Source organism: Paraburkholderia phymatum (genome assembly GCF_040965635.1).
Lineage (GTDB): Bacteria > Pseudomonadota > Gammaproteobacteria > Burkholderiales > Burkholderiaceae > Paraburkholderia > Paraburkholderia phymatum_B.
This window is the reverse complement of record NZ_JBFRCH010000012.1, coordinates 168828-188482: the sequence shown is the minus strand read 5'-3', so window position 1 is coordinate 188482 and position 19655 is coordinate 168828. Positions and strand designations below refer to the sequence as shown.

Annotated in this window: 13 protein-coding genes and 3 pseudogenes; 12 read left to right on the top strand and 4 right to left on the bottom strand. The window is 61.6% G+C overall.

Going from position 1 to position 19655, the window contains the following annotated elements; all coding sequences use genetic code 11:
* The 4 genes and pseudogenes from AB4Y32_RS21690 to AB4Y32_RS21675 form a co-directional block, all read left to right on the top strand.
* Positions 1–122: pseudogene (locus tag AB4Y32_RS21690) on the top strand (carboxymuconolactone decarboxylase family protein); the annotation flags it as partial.
* Positions 123–433: 311 nt separating this feature from the next.
* Positions 434–1129, top strand: a complete 696-nt coding sequence (locus AB4Y32_RS21685) for a glutathione S-transferase N-terminal domain-containing protein (RefSeq protein WP_368723313.1) — start codon at positions 434–436, stop codon at positions 1127–1129.
* A 185-nt stretch (positions 1130–1314) separates the two neighbouring features.
* Positions 1315–1603, top strand: a pseudogene (locus tag AB4Y32_RS21680) (NAD(P)H-dependent oxidoreductase); the annotation flags it as partial.
* 183 nt (positions 1604–1786) lie between these two features.
* Positions 1787–2218 (top strand): hypothetical protein, encoded by a 432-nt coding sequence (locus AB4Y32_RS21675; protein ID WP_368723304.1) that lies wholly within the window; start codon positions 1787–1789, stop codon positions 2216–2218.
* Positions 2219–2282: 64 nt separating this feature from the next.
* On the opposite strand, the gene AB4Y32_RS21670 is transcribed toward AB4Y32_RS21675, so the two are convergent.
* On the bottom strand, positions 2283–3047 hold the full coding sequence (locus AB4Y32_RS21670; RefSeq protein ID WP_087740262.1) for a ParA family protein: 765 nt from the start codon (positions 3045–3047) through the stop codon (positions 2283–2285).
* Between the two features lie 273 nt (positions 3048–3320).
* Between AB4Y32_RS21670 and AB4Y32_RS21665 the strand changes: the two genes are divergently transcribed.
* From AB4Y32_RS21665 to AB4Y32_RS21635, 7 genes and pseudogenes are all read left to right on the top strand, one after another.
* Positions 3321–3536, top strand: a complete 216-nt coding sequence (locus AB4Y32_RS21665) for a hypothetical protein (protein WP_368723303.1) — start codon at positions 3321–3323, stop codon at positions 3534–3536.
* Positions 3537–3599: 63 nt separating this feature from the next.
* Positions 3600–5105, top strand: coding sequence for a type I glutamate--ammonia ligase (glnA, locus tag AB4Y32_RS21660; protein WP_368723302.1), 1506 nt, complete (start codon positions 3600–3602; stop codon positions 5103–5105).
* 61 nt (positions 5106–5166) lie between these two features.
* A complete protein-coding gene (locus AB4Y32_RS21655) occupies positions 5167–5973 on the top strand; it encodes an alpha/beta hydrolase (RefSeq protein WP_368723301.1) in 807 nt (268 codons plus the stop codon).
* A 521-nt stretch (positions 5974–6494) separates the two neighbouring features.
* Positions 6495–12596, top strand: a pseudogene (locus AB4Y32_RS21650) (two-partner secretion domain-containing protein); the annotation flags it as partial.
* Between the two features lie 14 nt (positions 12597–12610).
* On the top strand, positions 12611–12898 hold the full coding sequence (locus tag AB4Y32_RS21645; RefSeq protein ID WP_368723312.1) for a colicin E5-related ribonuclease: 288 nt from the start codon (positions 12611–12613) through the stop codon (positions 12896–12898).
* Positions 12899–12904: 6 nt separating this feature from the next.
* Complete coding sequence (locus AB4Y32_RS21640) at positions 12905–13234, top strand: colicin immunity protein (RefSeq protein ID WP_368723300.1); 330 nt, start codon at positions 12905–12907, stop codon at positions 13232–13234.
* 76 nt (positions 13235–13310) lie between these two features.
* Positions 13311–15098 (top strand): ShlB/FhaC/HecB family hemolysin secretion/activation protein, encoded by a 1788-nt coding sequence (locus AB4Y32_RS21635; RefSeq protein WP_368723299.1) that lies wholly within the window; start codon positions 13311–13313, stop codon positions 15096–15098.
* 141 nt (positions 15099–15239) lie between these two features.
* Here AB4Y32_RS21635 and AB4Y32_RS21630 read toward each other — a convergent pair whose 3' ends face one another.
* Positions 15240–15545 carry a hypothetical protein gene (locus tag AB4Y32_RS21630; RefSeq protein WP_368723298.1) on the bottom strand — a complete coding sequence of 102 codons (306 nt, stop codon included), beginning with the start codon at positions 15543–15545 and terminating at the stop codon, positions 15240–15242.
* Positions 15546–16027: 482 nt separating this feature from the next.
* Here AB4Y32_RS21630 and AB4Y32_RS21625 point away from each other — a divergent pair, with 482 nt between their 5' ends.
* Entirely contained in the window at positions 16028–17731 is a 1704-nt protein-coding gene (locus tag AB4Y32_RS21625; protein WP_368723297.1) for a purple acid phosphatase family protein, read from the top strand.
* Positions 17732–17926: 195 nt separating this feature from the next.
* Here the strand turns inward: AB4Y32_RS21625 and surE are convergent, their stop codons facing one another.
* Both surE and AB4Y32_RS21615 read right to left on the bottom strand, forming a co-directional pair.
* Complete coding sequence (gene surE, locus AB4Y32_RS21620; RefSeq protein WP_368723296.1) at positions 17927–18709, bottom strand: 5'/3'-nucleotidase SurE; 783 nt, start codon at positions 18707–18709, stop codon at positions 17927–17929.
* 717 nt (positions 18710–19426) lie between these two features.
* The gene (locus tag AB4Y32_RS21615) at positions 19427–19591 is read right to left on the bottom strand and encodes a hypothetical protein (RefSeq protein ID WP_368723295.1); all 165 of its coding nucleotides are present in this window, start codon (positions 19589–19591) and stop codon (positions 19427–19429) included.
* Positions 19592–19655: the final 64 nt, after the last annotated feature.

Genomic DNA, 19655 nt, shown 5'->3' with positions numbered 1-19655 from the left:
CGGATGCGAACGTCATGGAGATCGTCGCGCTGGTGGCCATGTACTCCCTGACGAACTTCTTCAATAACGTGTTCGATCCCGAGAAGGACTTTCCCGCCGTTACGCCGGCTGGCTCGATCTGAACCCGGTCCGCTCGCATCGATGGAAACGTGTCCGGGCATCTGCTCGCCGTCACCGGGATTGGTCACGCGCAGACAGGCGCCCGGAGACGACACTGCGAGCGGCTCGTCTGTCAACGCCGCGGTTTTGGGGCGCATCGCTCTCCGCTAGCGACAGCAACGTACCGATCGCACCCGACGAAGGGAAACGCCCGGACAAACACACGTAGTTAAACCCTCGGAGGTCTCCAACGAGCCGAACGGTGGCTCATCGTCGGAGGGCCGACATAGGGTTGATTTTAGAACCACGGATGAAATCACCGAGGAGGAAGAAAGTGGCACTCAATCATCGAATTTTCACGCGCTGGCCGGCGCAGTACCCCGATCGGCTCCAGCTCTTTTCCCTGCCGACGCCTAACGGAGTAAAGGTCGGCATCATGCTGGAGGAGACGGGCCTCGCCTATGAGGCGCACCGCATCGACATCCTGGCGAACGAGAACGACGATCCGGCTTTCGTCGCGCTCAATCCCAATGGCAAGATTCCGGCGATCTACGATCCCGACGGGCCGAGCGGCCGGCCGCTGGCGTTGTTCGAATCGGGAGCGATCCTGATCTATCTCGCCGACAAGACCGGGCAGCTCCTCTCGACCGATCCCAACACGCGCTACGAAACGATCCAGTGGCTGATGTGGCAGATGGGCGGTGTCGGGCCGATGTTCGGCCAAGTCGGCTTCTTCAACAAATTCGCCGGCAAGGACTATGAGGACAAGCGGCCGCGCGACCGATACGTGAATGAATCGGCGCGGCTGCTCAGTGTGCTCGACTCGCGGCTGGCGACCCGCGACTGGGTAATGGACGACGGCTACAGCATCGCCGACATCTCGCTGCTCGGCTGGGTGCGCAATCTGATCGGCTTCTATGAGGCGCGCGAGATCGTCGGCTTCGACCGCTTCACGCATGTCCAGCGCTGGTTCGACCGCGGTCTCGCGCGGCCGACCGTGCAGCGCGGGCTGCAGGTGACCGCGGCCTAAAGCGGGATGCCGCCAGCAGACACGTTCGGCCTTTAGGACGCGAACCCTTTCTTGCTCACTGCATCGGTCGATCCAACGGATCGCGTTCACTGTACGCGCAGGGCTCGGGCGTGCGAGAGGAAATGCGCGGTACACATCGGCAAATGTGCCGAACGTCGATCGAACCACCGGCGGGTGATCCACGCATCAACGGCCCGATCGACGACGATATTCTCTTCCCCATTCACCATGGGGATTCTGTACTTCCCGGGCTTCGACGTGCCGCCGCCATTTGTGATCGATCGGACAAGCCGGATGGACGAAGCAAGGTACGCAAAAACCCGCGAAGCCTTCGCAAGCCGGCTGGATAATCTGTGGACCACGGCGCCCATTCCATTTCGGCCTCAAGACGCCGGAGCATACGACATTCCGGCACTCACACTGCGAGCCGGCATTGCACCGGAACCATCGGGCTTCTCCGCCCACATCGAATGACGGCGACGCGCGGACATTGGCTCAGAACGTATAACGGGCGATTGGTCCTTATGCCCGATGCGTAAATTGAATTGAAACGCATTAACCGCTTTCAGCGGCTTTTAGCATCGAGAGAATAATTCTGAGCGCCGTTATGCTATAAACGGAAAATTGAACTAGCGATCAGTCGATCTCGAATGTCATATGGCGTTTTACTTTGTCGAACCCGAAGTGGCTGGCGGCCTCGGAAAACATACCGTGCTCGATTCAAGCGTGTATCCGCCGAACGTCACGCAATTGCACTACCGAATTATCAATTGGCTCGGCGACGCGCTATTGGAAAGCTTTCCGGCACTGATCATCACCCGCGAGGCCGCTGATGCATTGCAGGCAATGGGAGCGAGTGGAATGGCGTGTCGCACCGTCGAAATAACGGTTAGCGACTCGTTTCAGGAAATTTATCCCGACAAGGCATTGCCGGAATTTCTCTGGCTATGTGTGCCGGGTGTGGCCGGCAAGGACGATTTAGGCATCGCCGATGATTCGCGCCTCGTCGTTTCAGAGCGTGCATTAAAACAGCTGAAAGCCTTCGGTTTGGATCACGCGATCATCGAACCGTATCCCGGATCGACATGAACGCATGCGCGCGGCCTGCCGACCGCCGCGCGCATGCGCTCGTTGACAGCGCGAAGGCAACCGTTCAGCCCGCCAGCTCGCGATGCAACGCGAGATATTCCTGCGCCAGCTTATGCCGCGGATCGAGATGGATCACGGGCGTCGCGTGCTGATGCGATTCGCGGATCTTCACCGACGAAGACAACCTCGAACCCAGCACGGGCAGCCCTTCGCTCACGAGTTCATCGACGAGCTGCTGCGGCAGGCTCGCGCGCGGCTGAAACTGGTTGATCACGATCCCTTCGACGTGCAGTGCATCGTTGTGGTCCTGCTGGATTTCCTTCACGTTGTCGAGCAGCGTATAAAGCGCACGGCGCGAAAAGTCGTCGCAGTCGAATGGAATCAGGCAGCGCTCGACGGCGATCAACGCCGAGCGCGTGTAGAAATTCAACGCGGGCGGCGTATCGATGTAGATCGCGTCGTACATATCCAACTCGTTTAACGCGTCGCGCAGCTTGTAGATCTTGTAGCGCGATTCGAGCTTGCCGTGCAGCGTGTCGAGATCGGGATGCGCGGGCATGATGTCGAGATTCTCGAACGGCGTCGGATGAATGAACGACGTCACGTCCACCGGCTTAAAGCTGAACGTCAATGCGGTTTCGAAGAAGCCGGCAACTGTCGGGCTCACCTCGTTCGCGCGCGCGCCGAGCAGATACTGGCTCGAATTGCCCTGCGCATCCAGATCGATGACGAGCGTACGCAAACCTTCGCTGGCGCTGATGGCCGCCAGGTTGCACACGATGGTCGATTTACCGACACCGCCCTTCTGATTGAATACCACTCGCCGCATGTGTCCCCTCTCGCTGTCAATCTGCCTGAAAAACCAGCAGCATACATCAGCCAGATTACCGGACCGGGACGCCACGGGTAACGCTTGCCGATTTTGCCGTAAAGCTCGGCTCCGGGGGCTTGTGACGCGCTTTTTCGTACGCGATTACGTGCATTCGTACAGCGCCGATTCATCGCCTAGAATCGACTAAGGCGCGTGGCGGACCCCACTCGTCCGATTGCGCCATCTCCGATTGCGCCATCTATTGCATTCGAACCTTTTGTGGAGGTCACGATGAAAGCGGACGAAAAAGGCGACATGCACGCCTTCGTACAAACGGCGGAACAGGCAGGCGACTACGTCTGGGTCATCGCACTCGTCGACTTCGCTACTCGCGAGGTGAAGCGCGCACTCGTCTCCGACGAGAAATACGCGACGCGCGCCGCCGCGAAAGACGCCGGCGACGCGCGCCTGAAGGCGCTCGAGCAGGACCGTCAGGCGCACGCATAGTCGCCTTCGGCCCTCGAGCAGAGGGCCGGCATCACCGGCCAGGCGCCGCACAAGGAGCATCCCATGGCCAGCAAGAAAGACAAGTCAGGATCGTCCGTTGGCGTGTCGGTCGAGGCAGGCAGCTATCGGGTCACGCGGCCCGACAGCGCCGACGCTGTGATCGATCTGATCAGGCAGCACGAGGTTCAGATCGTCGACCTGAAGTTCACCGATCTGCCGGGACTGTGGCAGCACTTCTCGATCACTCTTCCCGAAGTACACGACGGTCTGTTCGAAGCCGGCATCGGCTTCGACGGCTCTTCGATTCGAGGCTTCCAGGAAATTCACGAGTCGGACATGCTGTTGCGGCCCGATCCGTCGACAGCCTTCGTCGATCCCATGTGCGACACGCCCACGCTTTCGGTGATCTGCGACGTCGTGGACCCCGTGCTCAGACAGCCCTATTCACGCGATCCGCGTTTCATCGCGAAGAAGGCCGAGAATTATCTGCGGCAAACGGGCATCGCGACGACCTGCTACTTCGGCCCTGAACTCGAGTTCTTTATATTCGATTCGATCCGCTTCGGCCAGGATCAGCATAGCGGGTACTACTACGTCGAATCGGCGGAAGGCGACTGGACCACGGGCCGCGACGAGGGCGCATACGGCGGCGGCAATCTCGGCTACAAGCAGCGCTACAAGGAGGGCTACTTCCCGACGCCGCCTCACGACACGCTGCAGGACATCCGCAGCGACATCGCGCTGACGCTGCAACAGGTGGGCGTGCAGGTCGAGGTGCATCATCACGAAGTCGCGACGGCGGGACAGAACGAAATCGACATGCGCTTTGCGACGCTCACGCGCATGGCCGACAACGTGATGATCTACAAGTACATCTGCAAGAACATCGCGCGGCGCTACGGCAAGGTGGCGACCTTCATGCCCAAGCCGCTTTTCGCCGACAACGCGAGCGGCATGCATTGCCATCAGAGCCTGTGGCGCGACAACGAAAATCTCTTCTACGACGCGCACGGCTGGGCGCTCACATCCGAGCTGTGCCGCTGGTACATCGGCGGCCTGCTCCAGCATGCACCCGCGCTGATGGCTTTCTGCGCGCCGACCACGAACTCGTACAAGCGGCTCGTGCCGGGCTACGAAGCGCCTGTGAATCTCGCGATGTCGCAACGCAACCGCTCGGCCGCGGCGCGTATTCCGATGTACTCGGACTCACCGAATGCGCGGCGCGTCGAGTTCCGCTGCCCCGATCCGTCGGCGAATGCGTATCTCGCGTTTGCCGCAATGATGATGGCGGGACTCGACGGCATCGAGAACAAGATGGACCCGGGCGAACCGCTCGATCGAAACATCTACGATCTGCCGCCCGAAGAGGCGCGCAAGGTCCGGCAGGTGCCGGGATCGCTCGATGCATCGCTAGCTGCACTCGAAATGGATCACGCGTTCCTGCGCAAAGGCGATGTCTTCACCGACGATGTAATCGACACGTGGCTCGCGTACAAGCGCGCGAGAGAGGTCGACAGCATCCGGTTGCGGCCGCATCCGTGGGAGTTCTATTTGTACTTCGACGTGTAATGGTCGATGCGTGGATGCGTTCGCCGCATCCGTTCGCGACGTTCGACGCGCGAGTCATCGCATGCCTCTGCTCGCTTTCTGCATTCGACTCGCGCTGGCCGCGTATGTGATCGCGCTGATCGCGCTTTACTTCATGCAGGACAGAATGCTGCTGCCTGCCACGCTGTACGACGCCCAGCCGCCGACGGGGCATCACGCGGGCAACGATGTCGAGCCGTGGCAAGCGAACGGCCAATATGCGGGCTATGTCGCGACACCTGTTGCCGGCAAGCCGCGCGGCACGTTCATCGTCTATCACGGCAATGCGGAATCGGCGGAGAACAAGCTGCCGCTCGCCGAAGTCTTCTTGCGCGCAGGCTATCGCGTGGTGCTGGTCGAGTATCCGGGGCACGGCAAGCGCGAGGGCTCGCGCACGATGAAGGCCGCGTTGAACGCATCGCGAGACGCGCTGGCGGCAGTCCGCGCGCAGTGGAACGGGCGTGTCTACCTGGTGGGCGAATCGCTGGGCACAGGGATGGCCGCGCAAGTCATTCGAGGCAATGAAGCGACGGTCGCGGGCGTCGTGCTCATCACGCCGTGGGACACGCTTGCAAAGGTCGCCGCACAGAGGCTATGGATCTTTCCCGTGCGCTGGATGCTGCACGATCCGTTCGACTCGATTGCCGCGCTCGCGCATTATGCGAGCCCCGTCATCGTGATCGGGGCACAGGAGGACACGCTGATCCCTGTCGCGCACGCTCGCGCGCTCGCGAGCGCGCATCCGGGCGCGCATCTGATGCTGTTGACGGATGCGAACCACGACGACTGGTTCGATGCAATGACGGGTGAGCGCTGGCAGCAGGTGATGCTGTGGTTGGGCGCGGGCTAGATCGGAGCGGCCGGGCTCAGCCAAGCCCCGACATTTACCTGGTTTGGTATTGACGATGTAGCGATCACGACCGGCACCTGCAACTTCGGACAGGGACTCATCTGTGATTGCCGTAATTGAAAGCAGGTCCGATCCTCCCGAGCCCCGACCACCGCGTGGCGCTGTAAAGCTCCCGGAGTCACATATGCGTTATCGGGTCTGTCGAGAACCTGGTACTTGAAGCCCGCCCCCAAAGGTCGGTTTGCTCACGTCGGCGAAAGTTCGAACTTCCCTTATAGCGAATCTCAGTCCTCCGCGGTGGAATACACATTCTCATCCGGGGATATCCCTTCCCCCTGCATCAACTATGCATGTCAGACGTGCTTGTGCACAGCCTCGCGCGGTTTTTTTGCAGACCGCAATCAGAGAAGTTTGATTTATTGCGAAGTGTTGCGCCCTCGCGAGCATTGACACACCTTGACATAAACGATGCGGGCATTCGGCTAGGTTTACCGCTTATTTAATTAGTAAAGCGAATAATAATGAACAAGAAATCTTACCGGCTGGTGTTCAGCCGGATTCGCGGGATGCTCGTGGCCGTCGAGGAAACCGCAACCGCTACGGGTAAATCGGGCGAGACGCGCGCGGGCCGTACGTCAATAAAGGAAACACGCCCACCGCTTCGCTGTCTCGTCGCACTGATGGTGGCCATCGCGCCGCTGCTTGCGTTCGCGCAGATCGTGCCGGGCGGCACGCATGCACCTTCCGTCATTTCAACGGCGAATGGGCTGCCACAGGTCAACATCAACCGTCCGTCTGGCTCGGGCGTGTCGATGAACACCTACAACCAGTTCGACGTATCGAACCGGGGCGCGATACTGAACAACTCGCCGACGATCACGAACACGCAACTTGCGGGCTACGTGAACGGCAACCCGAACTTCGGGCCGAACGACTCGGCGCGCGTGATCGTCAACCAGGTCAACAGCAATTCGCCGTCTCAACTGCGCGGCTATCTCGAAGTTGCAGGCCGCAGCGCCGAAGTCATCGTCGCGAATCCGAATAGACTACTGTTGGACGGCGCGGGTTTCATCAACACTTCGCGCGCGGTCCTGACGACGGGCACGCCGAACTTCGCGCCGGACGGTTCGGTGTCGGGATTCAACGTGACCCAGGGCAACATCACGGTCCAGGGCGTGGGGTTCAATGCTTCGAATGTCGATCAGGTTGATTTATTGGCGCGTGCCGTTCAGGCCAATGCCGCGATCTACGCGAAGAACCTGAACGTCATCACGGGCGCGAACGGCATCGACCACGACACGCTCAACGCGACGCCGATCGCGAGCAATGGCCCCGCGCCCGGCGTGTCAATCGACGTGAGCAACCTGGGCGGGATGTACGCAAACCGTATCTGGCTGGTGGGCACGGAGAACGGTGTCGGGGTCTCGAACAGGGGCGTGCTCGCGGCACAGGCGGGCGACCTGATCCTGACGACACAGGGCAAGCTCGTGCTCGCGGGACAGACGAACGCAAGCGGTAACATCGCCGCGAATGCGCGCGAAGGCATCGACAACAGCCGTACCACTTACGGGCAGCAGAACGTCAGCGCGAACACGTCGGGTGCGTTCACCAACAGCGGCACGCTCGCCGCACGACAGAATACGACCGTCAGCGCGGGCATCGTCGCTTCGACGGGCAAGCTCGGCGCGGGCGTGAACAGCGATGGCACGATTGCGAATGCGGGCGACCTGTCCGTTTCCGCGAGCGGCACCGTGACGGCCACCGGCCGCAACGAAGGCGGCGGCAACACGACGATACAGGGCATGTCGGTCAGTCTTGCGGGCAGCCACACGTCGGCGAACGGCGCGCTTGCACTGACGGCAAGCGGCGGCGACCTGAACCTGACCGGCGCGACGACGACGGCAGGCGGCTCGCTCAGCGCGAGCGCAGCGGGCACGCTGACAAACGACGCAGGCAAGCTGTCGAGCGGCGCAACGATGCAGGTATCGGCGGCGAATGTCTCGAATGCGGCCGGTCAGATGCTGTCAGGCTCAACGCTCGGGCTGAACACGGCGGGCGCGCTCGGCAATGCTCAGGGTGTCATCCAGTCGGCGGGCGGCGCGACCATCAACGCGGGCTCACTCGACGACACAGCGGGCCGCATCGTGTCGCTCAACGGCGACGGGATGAACGTCACGACAACGGGGACGCTCGTTAATGGCGTGGGCGGCACGATCGGGACGAATGGCGCACTGAACGTGAATGCCGGCACGCTTGCGAACCAGGGGCAAATGTCCGCAGCGGGCGATGCCACCGTTCACGCGCAAGCCATCGACAACCACGCGGGCAGCATGACGGCGGGCGGCGGGCTCTACGCTTCGTCAGGCGGCGCGCTGAATAATGTGGGCGGCGTGATTACCGGTTCCGCGACAGCCGTCTCGGGCTCGTCGATTGACAATACAACCGGCGACATCGAGGGCGATACGGTCAGTGTCGCAACGCCAGGCGACCTCATCAATCGCGGCGGCAACATCACGCAGTACGGCACGACCGACCAGACCGTGAGAGCAGGCGGCGCGCTCGACAACACGGTCGGCACGGTTGCCTCGAACGCGCAGAACCTGACGGTATCCGCGAATGGCATCACCAACGACAACGGCACGGTCCAGCACGCGGGCACAGGCACGCTTAACGTTAGCAGCACAGGCGCGACGTCGAACGTGCAAGGCCAGATCGTCACGAATGGCGTACTGAACGCAACGGCTGCGAGTCTTGACAACACCAGCGGCACGATGTCGGCGCAGCAGACCGCACAGATCAATACGGCCTCGGGCATCGTGAACCGCAGCGGCACGATGTACGGCGGCAACGGCCTGACCGTCACCACCCGGGGCGACATCGACAGCACAAACGGATCGATGCAGACGGCGGGCGACCTGGCCGTTTCAGGTCACACGGTGTCGAACGTCATGGGCACGATGAGCGCCAACGGCGCACACGGCGCGCTCAACGTATCGGCGGCGAGCCTCGACAACTCGGAAGGCAAGCTGACCAACGCGGGCGATGGCGCGACAACCGTATCGTCGCTGTCGTCCGTCTTCAACAACGGCGGCACGCTCGGCGGCGACGGCGACGTGACGCTCTCGGGCAGCGATCTGGAGAACGTGGGCGGTGTGGTCGTCGCGGGCGGCGCGGCCAACCTGAACACCTTGCGCGTCACCAACGTCAACGGCACGCTCTACGGCCGCACGGCGCTGAACCTGAACCAGCCGAATGCGGTCGTGAACAACAACAACGGCGCGATCCTCGGCGGACAGGATGTGTCGGTCAATGTGGGGACGCTGCTGAACCCGGGTGGCTCGATCCGCGCGAACCGCGATGTCACCGTAAGCGGCGCGGTCACTGGCTCGGGCGACATGATCGCGGGGCGCAACCTGTCGCTGGCCGTCAACGGCGACTACACGAACGACGCGTGGAACAACCTGCACGCGGACGGCGACATGAACGTGAGCGCCACAGGCACGCTCACCAATACGGGGACGCTCGCCGCCAACGGCGCGCTCACGGCGACGGCCGCGAACGTCGTCAACACGGCGAGCGGTGACATCAATTCGTCGAACACGACCGTCAACGCGGCGGGCACCTTGCAGAACGACGGACGTATCGAAGGCGATGCTGTCACAACGAACAGTAGCGCATTCAACAATACCGGTGCGGTCATCGGCAACGATGTAACCGTGAACGCGACCGACGTGCAGAACACGGGCGCCGCAGCGGTAATCGCGGGCGCGAACAGCGTGCGCATCTACGCACAGAACTCCGTCACGAACGCGGACGGCGCGCTGATCTACAGCGCGGGCAATCTGGAAATCGGCAAGGACGGCACGCGCGACAGTTCGGGCATGCTCGCAAACCAGACGGGCACGCTCACGAACAGCGCGGCAACCATCGAGGCGGACGGCGATATCGACATCGCCGCGAACACGGTCAACAATCTTCGGACGGGCGTGCAGACGCAGGCGGGCACGCCGCAGGATGCGGGCTCGACCACGCTGACCGTCTGGACGGCGGGTCTGCCGATCGACAGCATGGGGGTCTACTACAGCCAGCTTCATCCCGAATGGCGATGGAGCGATGGCGGTGGCCTGGGCTATGGCGTCGTGGGCCACCTGTTGCACCCGATTACCGTGACCATCCCGAAGGACCAGGTCACGAACCTGGATACGACGGCGCAGACCTTCTCGCTTGCGCAGCCGATTCAGGATCAGTACATCCCGAACCCGTTGGGCTTTGCCGTGACATGCGCCGTCGACCCGACACAGTGCACACCCAACACGCAGACGCGCACCATCACGAACGATCCGAAGCAGTGGTACAACAGCCTCACCGACAACGGCGACGGCACGTATTCAATTGTTTTCTGGCCGGATTTCGACCCGAACAAAAACATCAGGCCGGACCAGGTCCAGACGCGCAACGGCCTGAACAATGACGGCACGCACGACTACGCCGAAATCTCGCGCACGTCCAGCACGACGACCACGACCGACCAGCTCGTGAGCGCGGGCAACGCGGCGACGATCCAGGCGCAAGGCGCAATCCGCATCAACGCGGACAACGGCAGCATCAACAACCAGTCATCGACGATGGCGGCGGGCGGTGACCTGGTACGGCGCGCCAATGGCGGCAGCGTCAACGATACGGGCACGGTGCTCCAGCAGATGGTCGAACAGGATACGAGTTCGATCTTCTACTGGCACCAGAAAACGGGCGGCAACAGTTACACCACCGCGCCGATATCGGATGGCATCACGCAGTCGACGGCCACCGTCGATGCGCTTCCCGCCATCGCCACGTCGAACCAGAACGTCCAGACCGACGCGCAGACGATCACCATCAACTCGGTGAACCGCCAGGGTGAGACGGTCGCCGGGTCCGGTGTCACGGGCGGCAGCGCGGACGGCACGCAGACGGGCACCGTCAGCGGCCAGTCGTCACGCCCGCAGACGGTCAGCGGCGCGACGGGCGGCATACCAAATCTGAAACTGCCAGTGAGCGGCCTGTACAGCTACAACACGGCGCCCGGTGCGACGTACCTGATTGCGACCGATCCGCGTTTCACGCAGTACGCGAATTTCATTTCGAGCGACTACATGCTCGGACAGCTCGGCCTCAATCCGATGGAAGTCGAGAAGCGTCTCGGCGACGGGCTGTATGAGGAAACGCTGATCCGCAACCAGGTCACGCAACTGACGGGCCGCACGTTCCTCGCGGGCTACACCGACAACCTCGACGAATATACGGCGCTGTTGAACAGCGGCGTCGCGTATGCGAAGGCGTTCGGGCTTGAGCCAGGCATTGCGCTGACGCCCGCGCAGATGTCGCAACTGACAACCGATATGGTGTGGCTTGTCTCCCAGGACGTGACGCTGCCGGACGGCTCGCATCAGACGGTCCTCGTGCCACAGGTGTATCTCGCGCAGTCGGGCACGGTCGACCTCACGCACAGCGGCGCGCTGGTCGCGGGCAACGCGGTCAATCTGAACGCGCGCGGCGACGTGAACAACAGCGGCCACGTGTCGAGCCATCTCGCGACGACCGTGATCGGCAACAACATCACGAACAGCGGCATCATCGGCAGCGCGGGCACGACGGCCGTCGCAGCCGTTCAGGACGTGCGCAACACGAGCGGTCGCATCGGCGGCGGCGATGTCATCGCGCAGGCCAGTCGCGAAGTCATCAACGAAACGCAGACAACCGTAGCATCGAAAACGTACAGCGCGGGCAAGCTGACGGGCAGCGTGACAAGCACGGGCGTCGATGCCATCGGCACGATTTCGGCGACGAACAACGCGACCGTCATCGCGGGCCGTGATGTGACGCTGAACGGCGCGCTGGTCCAGGCGGGCGGCGATACGGCCATTGCTGCGGGCCGCGATATCAATGCCGGCACGACGACGCTAACGGCCACCAACGACCTGACCAGCCACGACAACCAGTTCGGCTATCACGACGCTGTCAAGCAGAACCTGGGGAGCGCCATCGTTGCGGGCGGCAGTGTGACGACCGTATCGGGACGCGATACGACGCTCACGGATGCGACGGTCCGCTCGGGCGGCGATACAGCGATGATCTCGGGCGGCAACCTGACCGTGACAGCGGCGAAAGACACGCACACGCATAGCGAGAAGTCGCTCGCCGACAGCACGAGCCAGTACACGAGTTCGAGCTACGACGAAGCGGTACAGGGTTCCAATGTCAGCGCGGGCGGCGACATCAAGCTTGCAGCCGGTCAGAACGGTAGCGGCAATCTGGCCGTGCTCGGATCGACCGTTGCGACGGATGCGAACGGCGGCGGCGTCAGGCTTGTCTCGACAGGCGATGTGACGATTGGCAGCGTCAGCGAGACGCACGATGCGCAACGCTGGTCGCATGACGAGCATTCGGGCTTCATGTCGAAAGATACGACAACCGATGCGGCGCAGTCGCATCAGGTCGTCGCGAACGGCTCGACGGTATCGGGCGATACCGTCACGGGCGCGGCGGGTCATGACTTGACCATTAGCGGGTCGACGGTCGCGGCGACGAATGATGTCGCTCTCGCGGCGGGCAACAATCTGACTGTCAACACGACGCAGGATACGAGCCAGAGCAGCACATTCCACGAGGCCACGCATTCAGGCCTGGGCGGTACAGGCGGCGCGGCCATTGCCTATGGTCAAACAATGACATACAAACGGCGCTTAGCGGTGGTCCGGTTGGAACCACAACTGACAATCGTTCTGCTGCCAAGACGCCTGATGGTCAGCCTAGAAACGACACTGCGTCTGTCTATGGAGGAAAAAACGGGTACATAGTCGTCAACGACAGGACTGGCGAAGTTGTGCAGGTCAGCGGCAAGAATGATCCAAGTTGGATTCCTGATAGCCGGATCAAGTGGAAGTGAACTGAAATGAATATCGACAAGCAAACCAGATATACGGCATCCAGCGACTTCTTCGAACTACGGGGCAGCGTGGTAATGAAACTGTCTGCCGAAGCTGCAATCGAGGTCTGCATGATTGCAGCAGATCGCGGTCTAGTCATCGCGCGTATTGAAGGGGGGATATGGCACAACCCAGGATTCGAGGCCCGTGTTGATTGCATCTGGGACGGAATCGACCCACCTACAAGCGTTGAAGACGCACGGTTGAATAATCTAGCTGCGGCTGATTTTGTCGTTTCTGAACTGGACCAACATGACACCTTTGTCATTACCGCTCCGTCAATACATGGCTGGTAGATAGAAATACGGGAATTGCCGCAGCGGCCACAGGCAGATCGTCGCACTACACGCAGAATCCGGGAACAATTCAACAATGAAGATAAGAACGAGGCTGGCGGCTCTGCCGCTCACAGTCCTGGTAACACTCGCGTCCGCTCAGCGCGCGCCGACCCCGGCTGATGAAGCCGCAGCCGCACGCGCGAACGCGGAACGGAACCAGCAGCTACAGCAGCAGCGCGACGCACAGCAGCGCGCGCAGACGGTCAACGCTTCAGCCGTGCGCTCCACGGCACCGAATGCCGAAGGCTTTCCCGTACTGCCCACTGAATCGACGTGCTTTCGCATCGACACCTTCGCGCTCGACGTACCGGCGACACTGCCCGATATGATCCGCAAACGGGGCGCGTCCGCATTGCCGCTCGACCCGTTCTCGTTCGCGCGCGAATGGCTCGACCACTACAAGGGCCAATGCACCGGCAAGGCCGGACTCGACACGCTCACGAAGGGTCTGCAACAGGCCATTCTCTCGCGCGGCTATGTGACGACGCGTGTCCTGCTGCCTGAACAGGACGTGTCGACGGGGACGCTGAACGTGGCGCTCGTTCCCGGCGTCGTTCGGCATATCCGCTTTGCCGATCCAGACACGCGCGGCACGTGGAAATCCGCGTTTCCCGCGCGCGACGGCGACCTGCTGAACCTGCGCGATCTTGAACAGGGGCTGGAGCAGATGAAGCGCGTCGCGTCGCAGGACGTGGACATGAAGATCGAGCCAACGGAATCGCCAGGAGAGAGTGATGTCGTCATTTCAGTGAAGCGCTCCAAGCCCTGGAGCTTTGTCGCGTCGATCGACAACAGCGGAGCGAAAGCGACGGGCAAATGGCAAGGCAACGTGAGCATCGGCCTTGATAACCCGCTCGGACTGAACGACGTGCTGAAGCTCGGCGCGAACAAGGACCTGTCATTCGGCAACAAGACGCTCGGCTCGCACGGCTTCAACGGTTCGTATTCCGTGCCGTGGGGCTACTGGACGGCGACACTGTCGGGCAACACGAACACGTACTACCAGAATATCGCGGGCGTGAACCAGACGTTTGTGTCGAGTGGCAATGCGCAGACGGCTGCGCTGCGTCTCGCGCGCGTGCTCTCGCGCGGCCAGAACGACGTATTCGGTATCGAGTTGCAACTGTCTAAGCGCTTCGGCGAGAGCTTCCTTGACGGCACGTCGATCCCGATCCAGGACCGCAACAACACGTTCATCGAAGCGGGCCTGACTGACCGGCACTACTTCGGCGCATCGCAGTTCGACGGCACGCTTGCGTACCGACAGGGCATTCGCGACCTCGGCGCAACGGGCGACCCTGACCCGAGCCTGTATGCACCCACGGACGACGTCGAGCCTCGCACGCTTCCGACGTACCTGTACAAAATGATCGTGCTCGACGCGAACCTGCCAGTGCCATTTTCTATCGCGACGCAAAACTTCCGCTACGTGACAACCGTTCACGGCCAGTACACGAACGACACGCTGTTCTTCATCGACGACCTGACCATCGGCAGCCGATACACGGTGCGCGGCTTCGACGGCGAAACGATGCTCGCCGCAGAGAAAGGCTTTTACTGGCGCAACGAACTGCAATGGCCGATTGGACAGACAGGACAGGCTTTCTACACGGGAATCGACTATGGACGCGTGTCCGGCCCGAACACGGCATTTCTGGCGGGCACCCAACTCGCGGGCGCCGTAATCGGCATTCGCGGCAGCATGCCGGCGAAGTACGTGGGGCTCTCCTATGATCTGTTCGCGGGCACGCCGATCTACAAACCAGCCGGCTTCCCCACCGCGCGCGCGACGGTCGGTGTACAGGTGACGGCGCAATTCTGATTTCGGCCTCACTTGCCGGGCAGAGCACACCTGACCTGTGCAGACTGATTGCGCCGTTCCTCGGACGCAGTGGATACCTCGTGGCGTGCTGGAGTGGCGTTCAACCGCCCCACGCATGCACCCTCGAATCAGGGCGCCTGATTAGCCAACGCCTCTCCCCACCATCTCATTGCGAATAAGCGCATGCAGATCTTCCGCGTTAGGCTGCGTGCCCCATCTACTGGCGCCCGCCACCGACGCAATCGCGAACCATGAATGCGGCGGAAACCACTCCTGCACCATCGCGCCGTTTTCGCGCAGACATAATTGCCCCGTCAGTTCGCTGAACTCGGCGGACATCGACTTGCCGTTCAGATGCACGGTCACGCACGTGCCCTTCGACGACGGTTGCTCCTCCACGCTAACGACCACGTCCCCGTCGTGCAGATGTACGTATGAAGTGGCCATGATCAAATGCACCCGGCAAGTGCGCTTTGACGCAAGCGCCCGAACATCGTCCATGCGAGTGTTGCTTTCATCGTTCACTCCTGGCTTTTGATCTCGGGAGCGACTATATGCAAACCGCAATCGGGAATCTGTGTACGTATGTAAGCAAACGTGAATTCCACTCGCTCTGCACCGTGCAGACGGGGCGAACTGTAACGGGCGTGCGTCGATACAACACTTCGCCGATCCGATCGCGCAGCATGACAGCATGAAAACAACGCGCGCCTGATCGTCTATCACATCATCGCGGCTGCGCATTCGCGCGTGGATTCCGCTGATAAACGACGGCATGCGTCACGCAAACGTTGTCACAGCGAGGTAACACAGTTCGGAATATCGTGTTGCCCGGAATCACACTGCATTCCCCGTTCCCTACCTGCGCCGACGCGCTCGCCCCACCGCGTTTTCTGCGTCGTCTGCCTTCCACCGCGAGAACAAACGACATGTCGAACAAGAACACCCCCGATGATGCATCGCCGGCCGAGCAGGCCGCCAACCCGTCAGCCACGTTTTCGCGGCGCGGCTTTCTGAAGCTCGCGGGCGCATCCGGATTCGCGACGGCAGCGGGCACGATCGCAGGCCAGGCCAAAGCCGCGCCGTCGACGCCCGACGGCACGCCTGAACAGATCCATCTAACCTGGGGCGACGACCCCACGAGTGAAGTCGTGGTCTCGTGGGGGTCGACGGCGGCCGCTGCGAATCCGCGCGTGCGCTTCGGCGCATCGGGCGAAAAGAAGGAGACGGTGCACGCCGTTCAACGCACGTACACCGACGGCCTGAACGGCGAAGTGGTGTTCACGTATCACGCGCGTCTGCGTGGTCTCCATGCCGCGACGACATACCAATACGAAGTAACGGCGGATAACGACAGCAACTCCGGCACGCCCTTTTCCGCGACTTTCACGACGGCGCCGCGCGGCCGCGCGCCGTTCCGCTTCACGAGCTACGGCGATCTCGCGACGCCCAACACGGGCTGGGTCCTGTCGTCGCCGCAAAGCCGCTTCGCCGTGCAGGCTGTCGAGCGCTTTCAGCCGCTCTTTCATCTGCTGAATGGCGACCTGTGCTACGCGAACCTGAACCCGACGCAGCAGCCGGAAGTGTGGCGCGACTTCGGCAACAACGCGCAGACGTCGGCGGCGAATCGTCCGTGGATGCCGTGCCCCGGCAATCACGAAGTCGAATTCCACAACGGCGCGCAAGGCTTCGATTCGTATCTGACGCGCTACACGCTGCCGGTCAACGGCACGCGCTTTCCGGGCCGCTGGTACAGCTTCCGCGTGAGCTCCGTGCTGTTCGTCTCGCTCGATGCGGACGATGTCATCTATCAGGACGGCGCCGCTTTCGTCGCCGGACCCAGCCCGCTCGTGCCCGCCGCGAGCACGGGCAACCCCGCCATCCAGCCGGGCACGTCGTTCTATATTCGCGGCTACAGCAACGGCGAGCAAACGCGCTGGCTCGAAAAGACACTGCGCCACGCCGCCGACGATGACGGCATCGACTGGATCATCGTGCAGATGCACCAGGACGCGTTGAGCTCGTCGAGCACGGGCAACGGCTCGGACAAAGGCATCCGCGAAGCGTGGCTGCCGCTATTCGACCGCTATGGCGTCGACCTCGTGCTATGCGGCCACGACCACGACTACGAGCGCAGCTACCCCGTGCGCGGCTGCAATCACCACGCGGGCATCGACGCGAAGACGGGCGAGAAAGTCGACACGCTGCAACCGAAGCCGGCTGTCCATCCGCATGCGGGCAGCGGCAACACGTTCGACACGAGCCACGGCACGATCCACATGATTCTTGGCGGCGGCGGCACGAGTGCGCCGCTCGATGTGTATGGCGTCGATACCGGTAACGGCAATCCGCAAGCGAAGGTGTTCACGAAGCCCAACCGGCCGATACCGGGCACGACCGCGGGCGCCTTCACGCGCGCGGGCGCCGATGCGCTCGAAGATGCGATCTGGTCCGCGCAGCGCGATACGGGCACGGGCTACGGCATCGCCGTGTTCGACTACGATCCGGGCCAGCACGGCGGCAAGACGACGATCACGATGAACTACTACCACGCGCCGGGCGCCGACAAGTCGCCGACGCAGACGTATGAACTCTTCGAGACCGTCACGCTCTCGAAGCATCGGCGCAGTTGATGATCCAAAGCGGTTGCGCAGCGCAATGCTTCAGCGCAGGCATGCGAACGCAACCGCCTTCGTAGTTTCCCCATGCGCGCGGCCGGCGAGTGGTCGCGAGACTACGAGTGGCACTGCAAAATTGTTCGCGCCTGGATGAAATTGATTTGAACGGGTGCGCATGGAGTTGTTGAAATCATGCGTTGCCTGTTCAACTCATGTACTCAATGACGCCGCCAGCTTCGCATAGGTGTTCTCGTCGGTGCGATCGAAATAGAGCGGCGTTACCGATACGCGTCCCGATGCAACCACAGCCGTTTCGCTATCGGGAGCGTTGTCGCGCGGGCCGCGCTGGAAACGCAGCCAGTGATATTCGAGGCCGCGCGGATCGAGCTGCGGCAGCACTTCGATATCCTGGACCAGCCCCACGCCTTGTCGCGTCGGCGTCAGCGGCCCTGCCGCCGACGCATCGACATCGGGAAAATTGACGTTCAGGCACACGGGCGCGTCGTGCTCGATCGCGAGCAACTGGCGAATCGCGCCGGGCGCGAGCGCACGAGCCGCGTCCCATCGCACACGCTCGCGGTCCGTGAACGTCTGGCTCAGTGCGATCGACGGCAGCCCGAGCAGCAGTCCCGTCATTGCCGCGCCAACAGTGCCGGAGAACATTGTCTCGACGCCAAGATTGCCGCCGCGATTGATGCCGGACAGCACGAGCGTCGGCGGCGCTTCGCGCATCAGATGACGCACGGCCATCACGACGCAATCGCCGGGCGTGCCGACGACGCCGAAGCGGCGTTCACCCTGGCGGCTCACGCGCAGCGGCGAATGGAGGCTGATCGAGTGCGAAGTGCCGCTCTGATCGTGCTCAGGCGCGACGACCCACACTTCATCGGCGAGTTCGGCGGCGACGGCTTCGAGTACGGCGAGACCCGGGGCATCGACGCCGTCGTCATTGGTCAGAAGAACGCGCGGTACTTTCGAATCAAAAGCGGACATCGAGGGATCTCCTGTATGGGTGGCGTTGCCTGCGGAGGCTTGTGTTCCCGTTTGCCCTGAAAAACTCAGGCATCCACGATGGCAAAGCGTACCAAAGAAAACGCATCGCTCACATTGCGCGCAAGAACCCGCGGCGCCAACCCGATTCACGGATGCGCAATGGGCTGAATGTCCGGCGGAAACGGATTTGGGGAAGCGGGAAATGAGCAGTGAGAGAGGCGCGCTTTATGTTGGCGCTGTCGGCACTCGATGTGTCGCTCACGCAGAAGAACATCGGCAAAAAAGCCGGCCCTGGTAGCCGGCAAGAAGGCTCCGGAATCTACGAGGGAATATCCCGAAGCCTTTAATATTTAATTATATTCTCTCAAGCTTAGATTAAGCTTAAGGAACTCCGTCTTCCATACATTAAGACTCCGGGCCAATTGCATTGCAACTGCTACGTGATCCATTCATTCATTTCATTAAACGAGGCAGTTCTTTCTGATTAACGTACTCTAATCCATTCGATGAATAAATGCGACGCCAGGCGTTTTCCCTGACGTCGGATGCTTCCCTCGCGGTTCGACTCCTCGGCTGCCGTCAGCGGCGCTTTCGGTTCGACAACGACGGCTTACGGCGCGGCGCGGCTGGCTGATGTGGCCGACCCGATCATCCGGGGTGCCGACGGTTCCATGTGCTATCGCATCAATTCGGCGCTAACGAATCGATCGCGGATCGTTAATGGGCTGTCCGCGCTTCAATAAAATGAATGCGGCATTGCAGCAGCACGCCAATGGCTCCATTCGCGCATTGCTTCTCAAAGTCATTTTCAAATTTTGCATTTGCCATTAGAAGCTTACTGAAGCTATTCGTTTTGCTGCTTTTATATGTTTCGACATCCATACATTCATTCGCACTTTTATATGGATACCATCAATTTATTTTCGATGCATTATCGACGCGCGTT